General features: G+C 46.3%; 4 protein-coding genes. All 4 read left to right on the plus strand.

The genetic code is table 11. The features are described 5' to 3' along the window. Nucleotides 1–33: 33 nt before the first annotated feature. Genes ACQKMP_RS26145 through ACQKMP_RS26160 form a run of 4 tightly spaced genes read left to right on the plus strand, consistent with a single transcriptional unit; the run spans nucleotide 34 to nucleotide 14,190 of the window. Nucleotides 34–3,195: an amino acid adenylation domain-containing protein gene (locus tag ACQKMP_RS26145; RefSeq protein WP_427471824.1), complete on the plus strand. Its 3,162-nt coding sequence runs from the start codon at nucleotides 34–36 to the stop codon at nucleotides 3,193–3,195. Between the two features lie 17 nt (nucleotides 3,196–3,212). Further along, nucleotides 3,213–4,490: an ACP S-malonyltransferase gene (gene fabD, locus ACQKMP_RS26150; protein WP_427471826.1), complete on the plus strand. Its 1,278-nt coding sequence runs from the start codon at nucleotides 3,213–3,215 to the stop codon at nucleotides 4,488–4,490. Nucleotides 4,491–4,528: 38 nt separating this feature from the next. Continuing rightward, nucleotides 4,529–9,301 carry an SDR family oxidoreductase gene (locus tag ACQKMP_RS26155; protein WP_427471828.1) on the plus strand — a complete coding sequence of 1,591 codons (4,773 nt, stop codon included), beginning with the start codon at nucleotides 4,529–4,531 and terminating at the stop codon, nucleotides 9,299–9,301. A 20-nt stretch (nucleotides 9,302–9,321) separates the two neighbouring features. After that, nucleotides 9,322–14,190: an SDR family NAD(P)-dependent oxidoreductase gene (locus tag ACQKMP_RS26160; protein WP_427471830.1), complete on the plus strand. Its 4,869-nt coding sequence runs from the start codon at nucleotides 9,322–9,324 to the stop codon at nucleotides 14,188–14,190. Nucleotides 14,191–14,200: the final 10 nt, after the last annotated feature.

The following is a 14,200-nucleotide window of genomic DNA, read 5'->3' on the forward strand; positions in this document are numbered from 1 at the left end:
AGGAATGAATGATATTCAAAAGGAGGAGAAGAGATGGCAGTAAATAAACGGGTCATGAGCGGCTTTCCGGAGCAAGAGCATGATCGGAAGTTATGGGATCTTAGCGATGATTCAGAGAAGCAGCAGTCTAAGGGGGAGCTAATCTGGAGTGGATTTCCTGAGGAACATGAACAGAGAAATCTATTTTCTGAAGAAGTCTATCAATTTCAGCAGTGCAGAATACCCTTACCCTCTGCTCTAGCTGAAAGAGTAATGGAGGTGGTATCTAACTCCTCCAGCGGAAAAGTTTCTCTACTGTTAAGAGCCGTGCAATATATGCTCTTCAAATATTGCGGTAATCAACTGATTACAACCGGGGTGCTAACGAAAAGTGCAACTGGTTCGAAGGTGGAGAGAAGGGTATATCCTGTGCTGACTTCTATCGATCCTGGTTCTTCTTTGATGGAACAGCTTGTAGAATCGGGCATCATGGAATCTTTCACCGAGGATTCCATCAAGAGATCATCTTTGAAGCCTAAAAAAAGCTTGGAGCCCCTTAAGGTAGAACGAGGAGAGTCACCTTGGAAAACGCTAGTGCTTACAGAAGCACTCGAAAGTGCAGAAGAAGCGGAAATTATTGGTGCGGAAATGGCTTTTGCTCTGGTAGAGCGAAATGAAGCAATGATTCTGGAGGTAGTATACAACGGCCTGTTGTTCTCAGCGGAGAAGGTTTCTACCCTCTCGGGCCAATTGCTTCATTGGTTAATGGAAGCCCTGAGCCATCCCAATCAACCGTTAATGCAGCTTGATATTGTTCCTCCTGAGGAGAAGAACAGATTGCTTTATGAATTCAACCCTATCGCTACTCTTTATCCGCAGACCCAAACCGTGGTTAAGCTGTTTGAATCGAAAGTACTGGAGACGCCGGATGAAGCGGCGGTCACATCCGGCAATCAGCAATTTACTTACCAGAAACTTAATGCAGCTGCCAATCGAATTGCTCACCAGTTGCAAGCACAAGGCATAGGTTCGGGCTCCATTGTAGGTATTATGGCTCAGCCCTCACTGGAGATGTTCAGTGGCATACTTGGCATTTTAAAGTCAGGAGCTGCTTATCTGCCGATTGATCCCGAATATCCGCTGGACCGTATTCAGTACATGCTGAATGACAGTAAAGCAGAGGCGATGCTATACCAGACAGAACTGGAACTGCCCAAACATTATGGAGGAAAATTACTTGATCTGAAGGTTTTGGGGGAAGGGGACGAGGAAGAGAGCTTAGGTAATCCAAACGTGCCATATACTCCTGAAGATCTGGCTTATGTTATTTATACATCAGGATCAACAGGAGCACCCAAAGGTGTCATGATTGAGCATCGAGCTTTACTCAACCTATGCTTCTGGCATCTGGATCAATTCGAGGTAACGGCTACCGATCGTGCAACAAAATATGCTGGGTTCGGATTTGATGCATCAGTATGGGAGATATTTCCTTACTTGCTGGCTGGTGCTTCCATCCACATTGTTCCTGCGGAAGCTAAGCTTGATATGGTGATGCTTAATCACTTTTTTGAAGAGAAGGGGATATCCATTAGCTTTCTGCCCACTTCCATCTGTGAAAGATTCATTAGGCTGCCAAATCATAGTCCATCACTTCGTATCCTGCTTACAGGTGGTGATCGGCTGAAGCAGACGCGAAATACACCTTATAAGCTGGTGAATAACTACGGCCCCACAGAGAATACCGTTGTCGCTACCAGCTATACCATTTACGATTCCCGCTTAGCCAATCATATAGGACGCCCAATTCATAACACGCGGATTTATATTGTTGATGAGTATGGAGCATTACAACCAGAGGGAGTGATTGGGGAAATGTGTATCGCAGGGGATAGTCTCGCACGAGGCTACCTGCATAATGAAGCATTAACTGCAGCTAAGTTTGTTAGCAATCCCTTCGAGCCGGGAGAGAGAATGTACCGTTCAGGTGATTACGCCAGATGGCTTTCCGACGGAAACATAGAATTCATCGGAAGAATGGATGACCAGGTCAAGATTCGAGGGGTTCGTATTGAACTCGAGGAAATCGAAAATCGATTGTCTCAATATCCAGAAGTAGAGGGCTGTGTAATCACAACCCGTGAGAATGAGGAATCTGGTAAATACCTTGTTGCTTATTATGAGGCCAGACAGGAGATTCCGGTTTCGCAGCTTCGATTGTTCCTCTCAGAGACCTTACCCGAGGCATGGATGCCTTCGACTTATATGTATTTGAAGCAGCTACCGATCACCCCGAATGGGAAAATCGACAGACGCGCTTTACCGGAGCCTAGTGTAGCACGACCTATGCTGGAGGTTCTATATTCCTCATCCAAGACGGAGACTGAACAGATGCTTTCTCGGATTTGGGGGGAGCTGCTAGAGGTCGAGCAGATTGGTCTCGATGATAACTTCTTTGATCTAGGCGGGAATTCTCTGCTTTTAGTATCAGTTCATGCCAGATTAGAGGAGGAGGCTCCGGGAAAAGTAAAAGTCGTTGATTTGTTTGATTATCCGTCCATATCCAAGCTTGCGTGCTTTATAGATGAGAGTTCACAGCCAGCGGTGATCGAACCCGTTCATACAGAAGTAATGCTTAGAGCGGATTGCTTGCGAAGCCTCGAGGAAGAGGAAGGGGATGGAAACATTCGATTCCGTCTAGAGGGATGGAGAGCGGAGCAACTGCGTGATTGGGAGGAAGGGTCTACCTTTGATCTACCTAGCTTGTTCTTAGCTGCATTCTTCTATCAGATATTTGAAATGAGTGTGCAAGAAGAAATTGTGGTCCAGGTCCTTTCAGAGGATCTGCAATGGATTGTGCCGGTTACAACAGATTTCGATGACATTTATCAATTTAATGAGCTTCTTGAACAGGTATCTACAACTATTTCAGGACTGAAAGGCTCAGATGGCTATCCGGTCTATCAAGCTATTGATTGGCTGGAAACGGATCGCTTGAAGAACAGCAAATCGATCGTGCCATACTTCTCTTATAACGAATATGAGGAGAATATGAGTCTTCACCAGGCTGATTTATATGTGCAAATTGTTGAGGATTTAGAGGGCTATGAATGTATCTGTGATTATCGTACAGATCTGTGGAAAGAAGCTAAGGTTTTTGAATTTTTGGAGAAGTACGCGGACAGCGTTGTCAAAATGCTTGAGGTCCAAATATAGAAGAGGAGTGATTGTACATGGGCAAAATCGCATTTTTATTTGCAGGTCAAGGCTCTCAATATGCTGGAATGGGTAAAAATTGGGTGCCGTTATACCCCGAAGCTCAAGAAGTATATGAAGAGGCAAACGAAGCTGCTGGATTCGATCTAGCTAAGCTGACTTTCGAAGGCAGTATAGAGGAACTAACCCGTACGGAGAATACGCAGCCTGTTTTAGTGGCCATGAGTGTTGCCGCTTATCGCGTGTATATGAATAGAATCGGCGCCCAGGCGGATCTGATGGCTGGACATAGTCTTGGAGAAATTTCCGCATTAGCTTGCGCCGGTGCGATATCCCTGACGGATGCCATCCGAATTGCCCGTAAAAGAGGGCTGCTAATGCAAGCCGCAGCAGCCGATGGAGCAGGAGCCATGGCTGCGATCAGCGGAGTGGATCAAGCAGAGATTGAAAAACAATGTGCGTTGGCATCGCGGGATGGATACTCAGTTGCTATATCCAATATTAACGCTCCTTCACAAATTGTGATTTCAGGTAATAAAGAAGCAGTCCAATCGGCGATTGAAGCTTTAAAGAGTATTGGAGGACGCGCAGTTCTTTTAAAAGTGGGGGGACCCTTTCACAGTTCATTGATGGCACCAGCAGCAGAAAGTTTCTCCGAGGAGCTGTTGAAATACAGCTTTAAGAAAGGGCCGTTTGGAACTCCAGTCCTCTCGAATATCTCTGGTCGTCCTTATGAAGGTGGAGAACAAATTGTTGCCAATTTAGTGAAACAGATAGTCGCTCCGGTTCAGTGGGTTGCCAGTATGAAATATTTGGCTGAACAAGGGGTCACCACAGCGATTGAGTTTGGGCCAGGCGCCGTACTCACTAATCTTATGAGCAGAACAGCGCCTGAAATACAAACCCTCTCTTTTGATAAGTCGCCATCCCTTGAAGTAATCAAGGAGACCGTTGAGCAGGTTCAAACCGTTCCAACATCAGGTTCTCGGCCAGCTTTATCACTGCTAGCTCGAAGCCTAGGGATTGCTGTCAGTACTAGAAACCGCAATTGGGATCAAGTAGCCTACAAAAAGGGAGTATCTGAACCCTACAAACAAATTCAACAACTGCAAGAGAAACTTGAGCAGGAAGGAAGAGAACCTAGTTTAAGTGAAATGAAAGAAGCTGTGCTTATGCTGGAAAGCGTGTTTAAGACCAAGGGCACACCGCCAGAAGAGGCAGTGGAAAGATTCGAGCAGCTGTTCGCAGAGACGGGTACCGGCCATTTATTTCAGGATTATAAAGTAATGGTATGAGCGTAGGCTGATCACGGGACTAGATGGAGGTGAAGGGCATGGCCAACAATGATTTTAAGTTTGAAAGCGGAAGGCGGAAGAGAGATACGGAAGCTTCCAGACCCGGAACAAATAGAACGGATCAGGGATCCAGACGGGATATTGCAGTGATCGGGCTCTCCTGCCAATTCGGGAGCTCTAAGAATCGCTATGAATACTGGGATGCTTTAAGCACCGGAAAAGACCAGATTGGACCTTATCCACAGGAACGAAGAGCCGATGCTGAAAACTATCTTAGACATTTTATGAATGCTGATGACGCAAAGAAATTAAACTTTTCTGAAAAAGCATATTTGGAGGAAATTGATAAGTTTGACTATCAGCTATTCGCTATTTCTCCTACAGAGGCAAGTTTGATGGACCCGAATCAGCGACTGTTTCTAGAGGCAGTGTGGGGGGCCATTGAAGATGCCGGATACGGAGGTAAGAAACTGGTAGGCAGTAAAACCGGGATTTATGTTGGATACTGCAATATTTCATTGGAAGAATACTTACGCTTTATAGAAATGGCGGATCCTTCTCTATTCAACATTTCCATCCCGGGAAATATTAAGTCCATTATCGCGAGCAGAATCAATTACTTATTCGATCTTAAGGGTCCGAGCATGTTGATTGACACCGCTTGTTCTTCGTCCTTAACAGCGGTTCACATTGCATGCCAAGCTATACGTAACGGAGACTGCGATTTGGCTGTAGCAGGTGGGGTGAAGCTGAACCTGATTCCGGGAGTGAAGAGTGAGAACGAAGATATTGGTATCAGCGCTTCAGATGGCAGAACCCGAACTTTTGACGACAGCTCGGATGGTACGGGAGGCGGCGAGGGTGTGGGAGCCATACTTCTGAAACCTCTGCATCAAGCCATGCTCGATGGCGACGATATCTATGCGGTCATTAAAGGCAGCGCTATTAATCAGGATGGCAGCTCGGTGGGGATTACGGCCCCTAATTCTGCCGCACAGGAAGCTGTGATTCTTAAGGCGTGGGAGGATGCCAGAGTTAATCCTAACACCATTACTTATATCGAAGCACATGGAACAGGCACGAAGCTGGGCGATCCGGTAGAAATGAATGGATTGGAGCGTGCCTTTCGCAAACATACGGATAAGAAGCAATTTTGTGCAATAGGCTCCGTGAAGACGAATATTGGACATTTAGACGGTGCGGCAGGCATGGCGGGCATGATTAAGGCTATTCTTTCACTTCATTATAAAAAGCTTCCTCCTAGCCTGCATTTCAAACGCCCGAACCGGAGCATACCCTTTATCGATTCCCCCCTTTACATTAATGACCGCCTAATGGAATGGGAGTATGAAAAGGGGCCACGGAGATGTGGAGTCAGCTCTTTCGGCTTAAGTGGCACGAACAGTCATGTCATTCTGGAGGAGGCACCTCCTGTAATTCATAAATCTTGCGCATCTGGGGAGCGATTGTTGACACTGTCGGCGAAGAGTAAGGAAGCTCTCAAAGCTTTAGTTGGACATTACGGTGAGCACTTGCTGGCCGAACCGGAAGTTGCACTGGAAAGTCTATGCTATACAGCAAATACAGGAAGAGGACATTACAATTACCGTTTAGCGCTGCTTTTGTCGGATAAGGAGGAACTTCGGGATCTTATACAAATTCTGCTGAATCAAGATCCAGAGAACGTTAATTCTCCCAGAATTTATTACGGAGAGAGCAAACTGATCTCCCAACTGAAAGAGAGCAGAGAGCAGGGCGAAATCACTAAGGAAGATAAACACCGCCTGACTTGTGAGGCTGAGGAATGGATCATCCGCTTAAAACAACATGCAGATACGGCTTCTCTTGCCGCATTGGCTAAGGTATACACGAGAGGTGCTGAAGTGGAATGGGAGCATCTGTATGAGGGGCAAGAAATTCACAAGACGAGAGCTCCTTTATACCCATTCACTAGAAAAAGATGCTGGATAGAAAGTAAAGGTCACCATGAGCGCAGACCTGCTTCTGAGAAAACCATTGGTCATCCTCTATTGGACAGATGCTTAGCTAAGTCGATAGATACTCAAATTTACTCCACGATATTTAGTATCGAAAGACATTGGGAGCTTCGCGAGCATGTGCTTGGAGGGCATTCTATCCTTCCTGGAACATCTTATATTGAAATGGCCCGTGAGGTAGGTAGTCAGTATTATGGAAGCCAGAATATCGAGCTGAGAAATGTCCTCTTTACACTACCTTTAGTCGTGGATCAGGACGAAGAGAAAGAGGTTCAGACCAGTATTCGGATGTTCGCTGACCATCTGGAATTCACGATTGTGAGCAAAGCGCGACCGGAATCGGAGTGGGTGAAGCATGCCGAGGGATTTATTTATCCATTTGCTAGCGGGAAACCTAAGAAGCTGGATATCAGCGAGATTCAGCAGCGTAGTCTCCACCAATTGATCATCGATGATGAGGCCCTGGCAGGAGCACTTGTGCACACTGGTCCTAGATGGAGAAATATTCGCAAGCTTTATATTGGTGATGATGAGGTACTTGCGAAGCTAGAAATATCTGAGGCTTATGTGGATGAGATGAAGAAATATTATTTATACCCATCCTTGCTGGATGGTGCGGTTAACGCTGCTAATGGTACTGCGGGAGAGGGGCTGTACTTACCACTTCACTACGAAAAAGCCAGATTCGCAAAAGCAATCCCTGGTCGATTCTATAGTTATCTTAGGAGAAAAAGCATGTCCAAGGCCAGCGACGAAGTAGCAGCCTTTGATATTTCTCTGGTGGATCTAGATGGCGAAGTCTTCGGCGAGATTGAAAACTATACGATTAAGAAGTTGCATGAGTTCGAGACGAAGCTGCAAGAGATCTCAGGAAAGCAGAGTAAATATCATGAGATTTGCTGGATACCCAAACCGAGAGATGCTCAGCTGACCGAAACTCAGACTCAACCAAAGCGAATGATCATGTTGGCGAATGACAGCTCTATTTGTCAGAAGATGTCTAGGTATTTAGAATCCTCCGGGGTAGAGGTTACGCAAGTCCTTCTCGGAACAGTGTTTCAGCAGATTGATGGGAGAACCTTTATACTGCCTAACACGCTGGAAGGATTTGCACAATTGCTTCAGGCTACCAAACATCTATCAGCGGACAAAATCATTCACGCTTGGGGTTTATCGGAAGACGAGAGCCCGGCAACTGTGGAGCGAGTGAATGAACAAATACAACTGGGCGTAATTAGCCTCTTTCACTTATCTAAAGCTTTAGCGGGTACAAAGAGGGGAAGAGAGATGGAGCTTATTGTTATGGCTACTGAAGCTTTTGAAGTGAACGGTGAGGAACAAACAATCCATCCTCATCATGCCTCACTTTTCGGGCTAGCTAAAGTAATCAGCCATGAAAATACCAAAATTCCAGTTCGCTGCGTAGAGCTCGATGGAGATGAGTCTGTATCCGCAGCCAGTGCAGAGATACTTATGCCTAAGCAGGAATTCACTTCGTCTTATCGAAATGGCGTTCGTTATGTAGAGCAGTTCACTGAACTTCAACTTCACCGGGAACTTGAGAATGGATTGAAGATCCGACCGGGTGGAGTATATGTAATCACGGGTGGAACAGGAGGTATTGGGCTTGAGATAGGTAAATATCTTGCTTCCTTCGGAGATATAACCATTATTCTCTTAAGCCGAACCGCTTATCCAGCGAAAGGGCATCAACCGGAACTGGCGAAACAGAAATTGCAGGCTGGATATCATCGGCTGCTAGACGCAGTGAGAGAGATGGAGAGCTGCGGAGCTACAGTGGAATGGATGTCAGTAGATATTACGGAAGAGCACCAGCTTGAGCCTGCGCTTGAACATATCCGCGCGAAGTATGGAACGCTGAGCGGCATGATCCATTGTGCAGGTGTAGCTGGGGAGGGTTACATCATCCGCAAAGAAGTGGAAGAAATGGTGAGAGTGCTTAAGCCCAAGGTACAAGGGACGTGGCTGCTCGACAAGCTTACGGAGAAAGATCCATTGGATTTCTTTATTCTCTGCTCATCCTTGACCTCGGTCTTTGGCGCACCTGGACAGAGTGATTATACCGCCGCGAATGCTTATCAGGATGCGTACTCATTTTTCAGAAATAAGCAAGGTAGAAAGACCCTCACCATTAATTGGGCAGGCTGGAATGAAACCGGAATGGCTCTGGACTACGGTGTCAGCGAGAAGGCGGGCATGTTCAAACCCTTAACTTCTGTAGAAGGGATTCTGGCCTTAACAACTATCGGCAGCTTAGAGCATCGACAGGTGCTTGTAGGTGAAGTGAATGATTCGATTTTTGCTGAATCGATTCCATTTCTTCCGGTCAGCTTATCGCCTGCGCTGAATGCTAAATATAAACGAAGTCATACGAGCAGTAATAATTTAGAGCAAGTTGATAACCTGGATGCTGCGATTACGATCAAAGGGAAGGATCGAGAGGCATTAACTCCAACTGAGCTCCGCATCGCAGGCATTTGGGCGAAGGTTCTTGGCATGAGTGAAATCGACATCTATGACAAGTTCTTTGAGATTGGTGGGGATTCTCTTCTGGCTTCACATCTGCTGAAGGAAGTAGAGAAGGTATATCCCGGTGTTATCGACATTACGGATGTATTCATTTATTCAACCATTCTAGAAATGGCAGGCTTTATTGAAAGCAAGACCGTTCCTGCAGTTATCGAAGGCGTGAATGTAAGCAGTAGCTTTGAGGATAACATTGATTTCATATTGGAGCGGCTCGCGTCTGGTAAGCTTGCTGCGGATCAAGCGGAGGCCTATATACAGGACTAATATTGTGAGGAGATGGGAAGATGCAGCAAGTTAAAAAGTATATTTTGGAACAAGTAGCTGGACAAAATCTGTCACAAAAAGATGCTAAAAACCTCCTATTAGAAATACACAATTCGGATAACAAGCAAAATAGTGATGTTGCAGTCATTGGGATTGCTTGTAATTTTGCAGATACAGACTCTCCAGAGGCTTACTGGAATCACTTAGAGAACGGGGAGTCCTGCATGGTGGAATACCCGGAAGAACGCAGAAAATATTTTTCTCCTCTAAGTGATAACGCCCATTATGCGGAGTTCCTTGGCCAGAAGCTGATGTCAGAGGAAGAGAAAAAAGAATCACAGAGTGTTAAAGCTGGCTATATCAAGGATATTGAAATGTTCGATGCGGGATTCTTCAATATTCCTCCACGCGAAGCACGTTTTATGGACCCTGCACAGCGACTGTTCTTGCAAACTGCATGGAGTGCTGTTGAAGACGGAGGGTATGGCGGAGATCGTATTGTCGGCACCAATACTGGTGTCTATGTAGGAAGAGACTGCACCTCTGGAACGTTCTACCGCTTCTTGACGGAACCGGACCCTATGCATTTGACGGGGACATGGGAAGGCATACTGGCTAGCCGGATTAACTATTTGTTCAATCTGCGTGGACCGAGCATGGTGGTCGACACCGCCTGCTCTTCTGGTCTGGTGGCTATTCACACCGCCAGTCAAGCCTTGCGGAATCAGGAGTGCGATATGGCAATTGCCGGCGGAATTTCCGTGGGAACCTCTGCTCAAGGCAATACTGAAGACGGAAGTGATGACGTACTTAGTTCGGTGGCCTCCACGGATAACATCGTCAGAACCTTCGATAAGAAATCTACAGGTACAGTATTTGGTGAAGGTGTTGCAGCACTGCTGCTGAAGCCGCTACAAAAGGCACTTGCGGATGGAGATCATATATATGCCGTAATCAAAGGAAGTGCAGCTAATAATGATGGTGCTTCCAACGGAATTACTTCTCCTAATCCAATCGCACAGGAGGAAGTAATCACCAAAGCTTGGGAACAGGCTGGAATTAACCCTGAAACCATTGGCTACATTGAAGCACATGGCACGGGAACCTTGCTTGGAGATCCGATTGAGATCAAAGGTCTGAGCAATGCGTTCCGTAAGAAGACGACCAAAAGTCAATTCTGCGGGATCGGTTCAGCCAAGACGAACATGGGACATCTGGTTGGTGCATCTGGTGTTGCTGGTATTCTGAAGGTGATCTTAAGTCTTAAGAATAAAAAAATACCAGCCAGCCTCCATTTCGAGGAGCCGAATCCACACATTCCATTCACGGATTCCCCACTGTACGTTGTAGATCGACTCACAACTTGGGATAAGGGGGAACATCCTCGCAGAGGTGGTGTGAGCGGGTTCGGATTTAGCGGTACGAACTGCCATATCGTGCTGGAGGAGGCACCGGAAAGAATGGAATCGAGCAAGGAAGCAGCAGATGAGCAGCAAATGCTGACGTTATCCGGTAAAAGCAAAGAAGCGTTGGTGCGTATTGTCGATCGCTACAATAAATACTTAGCAGGTTCACCATCGGCCAGTCTAGCCCAAATCTGCTACACCTCTAATACTGGCCGCGGGCATTTCGATTACAGATTGTCTGTTGTTGCCCGAAACGTAGAGGAGCTTCGCAGCAAAATAGCCTGGGTACACCGCGAAGGCTTAGAATCAATCCAAGATCAGCCGGATATCTATTTTGGCAAACATAAGGTGGTCTCTGATAAGAAGAAGCTGAAGGATGAAGGTGAAATTTCCGAAAGCGAGAGACGGATTCTTACGGAGAAAGGGAAGCAAGCTACCCTATTTCTCACGAAAATCCATACGGAGCCTGAGACGGCTGATCCCTACCGCCAGCTAGGAAAGCTCTACGTAGAAGGAGCTATGATCGACTGGTCTATCTTGTATCAAGGTCAGGCGATACAGAAGGTGAGTCTACCAGTATACCCTTTTGAACGAACTCCTTACTGGGGAGAGATTAAGGTCAGTAAGTTGAAGGTAGCAGCGGAACCTGTGAAAGAGGGGAATTATCCTTTGATTGACCGCTGTATTCTCAAGTCCTACAAACAGGAGATTTATTCGGTCTCTCTAAACACAGAAAAGCACTGGGTGCTGAAGGACCACATGCTATTTGGTACCTGCATCGTACCAGGCACCGCTTATGTGGAAATTGCCAGAGAAATTGGGAAAAGATATTATCCGAACGGCGGTCTGGAACTGAAGGATATCATCTTCCTTTCCCCAGTTTCGGTAAGAGAAGAAGAGAACAAAGAAGTACAGTTTATCGTGCAGAGGGAACGGGATCATCTCCACCTGATCGTAGCGAGTGAAGCGAAGCAGGAGGAAGAAGCTGCTGGAACGTGGACCGCCCATATGGAGGTAGATATTTATCCGATGTCTGATGTCCAAGATGTATTTTATCCTCTAGAGCAATTACAAAATCAGAGCGGACGCCGTGAGTTGATTGTCGATAATGATGCATTAACGAACAAGAGTGGCAGAGTTACCTTCGGTCCAAGATGGCTGAATGTAGTGCAAGTCTACTTAGGAGAAAAGGATGTTGTTGCCGAGCTAAACATTCCCGAAGCCTTCGTTTCGGATTTGGAGCAGTATGGATTACATCCCGGCATGCTCGACAATGCCGTTAATGCCGCTACACAAAGCTTCGGTGAGGGTATGTATCTTCCTCTCTCCTATAAGAACTTCAAGTTTTATAGAGCAATGCCTGAACGCTTCTATACCCATATCCGCAAAATTGAGAAAGAGTCTAAGAACAAAGAAACGATCAAATTTAATATTTCTTTGACAGATATGAACGGCAAAGTATTCGCAGAAATCGAAGAGTACACGATTAAGCGAATTCAAGTGAAACAATTTAAAGAATCGAACCAGCTTCATCATTACTACAAAACATCATGGGTAGCTGCTCCGATCATGGAAGAAGCTCCAGCTTTCGCTTCCGGAGAAAAGATTCTCATTCTTAAACAAGATTCAGAATTTACGCGGTCACTAATGGCAGAATTGCATAATAAGGGCATGAGCATCGTTGAATCGCAGTGGGGAGAGGCTTATGAGCAGATCGATGACAACCATATCATCATTGATGGTACGGAGTCTGGATATCGCCGGATGTTCGAAGATCTGGCTGGCAGTGGAATTCATAAAATCATTCATACCTTGTCATTAGCTGGAGAACAACAAATCAATGAACTCTTTGAACTGAAGCAAGCCGTGAAGCAAGGGGTAGACAGCCTTTACCATTTGAGCCGGGCGTATGTTCAGAGCAAAGTGAAACAGGAATTTGAACTTATCATTCTTACAGATAATGCTCATGAAGTGAATGGGGAAGAACGTGTTATTCATCCGCATAATGCTGCATTGCTAGGCTTAACGAAGGTAGTGGCTCAGGAGTTCCCGGAACTATCCTGCCGCAGTATTGAAATAGACCCGAACACTTCGGCTGAACGTGTTATTGCTGAGCTTGGAACCACAGCTCCAAGCTTTCGGGTAGCTTATCGTGAGAACGAGCGATATACCGAGCAATTGGGCCATGTGGATTGGGATCAAGTCAAGTCGGAGCCGGTTGAGATTACGGCTGATGGGGTCTATGTGATCACTGGTGGTACCGGTGGTATCGGGTTGGCACTGGCACGGCATTTAGCTTCCAAACAGTCGGTGCGTTTAGGCTTGATTAACCGGTCACAGCTGCCAGATAAAAAAGAGTGGGCAACCATTATCGAACAAGGCGAACAACAGTCCCTTATCGACAAATTATTGAAGATTCAAGAAATTGAGAAGCTGGGATCTGAAGTGCTATGCTTCAGCGCAGATCTTAGTAACGAAGATGAGGTAACGGAAGCCTTAAGTACCTTGCGCCATAAGTTCGGAAGAATTAGTGGGGTATTCCATGGAGCGGGTGTAGCTGGTGATGGATTCCTAATTCGCAAAGAGAAGGGAAACTTTGATGAAGTTATTCATCCAAAGCTGTATGGAACGTGGCTGCTGGATCATTTGACAAGGGAAGATCAATTGGATTTCTTCATCAGCTTCTCTTCCATCGCTACCTTGTTCGGTTCAAGAGGCCAAGGCGATTACACAGCAGCCAACAGCTATCTGGATGCATTCTCCTCCCAGCGCCGCAGGGTGGCAGGCAAAACAGCTACAGTAAACTGGCCAGCTTGGAGTGAGGTCGGAATGGCAGTGGACTACAACATTTCTGAGGATGTAGTGCTCTTCCGCTCCGTGAATAATGAGCGGGCTTTTGAAGTGATCAGCCAGCTCCTAGAAACGGATCTATCCAATGTGATCCCTGGTGAAATCAATCTTACGCTACTCTCAGCGATCGAGCCGCAATTACCGATGAGTCTGTCTCGCTCTTTACGAAAAATGCTCAGCAAACATCAGCAGCATGCGGGGGCGGCAGGGGGTTCCGCAACACCACAACCTCTTGGAGAAATCACCTTTAGTGGGAAGGGTGAAGATGAATACACCGAGACTGAACGCACCATTGCCTATATCTATGCCCGCGGTTTAAACATGCCTGTGATCGACATCTATGAGAGCTTCAACGCGATGGGTGGTGACTCAATTATGGCCACCGAGCTGTTAAAGTACATCGATCGTGAATACCCAGATCTCGTTGATATTTCTGATATGTTTACCTATTCGAATGTAGCTGAGATGGCGGAATATATCGATACCAAACGAGGGGTAATCCAACCATCTTCCGCGCCTGAGAATAAGGATGCTACAGAGGAAGAATATCTGGATCAATTACTTGGACAGTTTGAGACCGGAGATGCGGATATGGCTAGTGTCCTTGAGTTTATCGCCGCAGATTTGGAGTAAGGAGGGGGAG

The organism is Paenibacillus sp. NPDC101420 (assembly GCF_050277435.1).
GTDB lineage: Bacteria > Bacillota > Bacilli > Paenibacillales > Paenibacillaceae > Paenibacillus_AQ.

Excerpts from the sequence above, each read along its gene's own strand:
- fabD (WP_427471826.1), top strand. The coding sequence starts at position 3,213 with ATGGGCAAAATCGCATTTTTATTTGCAGGTCAAGGCTCTCAATATGCT.
- ACQKMP_RS26155 (WP_427471828.1), top strand. The coding sequence starts at position 4,529 with ATGGCCAACAATGATTTTAAGTTTGAAAGCGGAAGGCGGAAGAGAGAT.
- ACQKMP_RS26145 (WP_427471824.1), top strand. The coding sequence starts at position 34 with ATGGCAGTAAATAAACGGGTCATGAGCGGCTTTCCGGAGCAAGAGCAT.
- ACQKMP_RS26160 (WP_427471830.1), top strand. The coding sequence starts at position 9,322 with ATGCAGCAAGTTAAAAAGTATATTTTGGAACAAGTAGCTGGACAAAAT.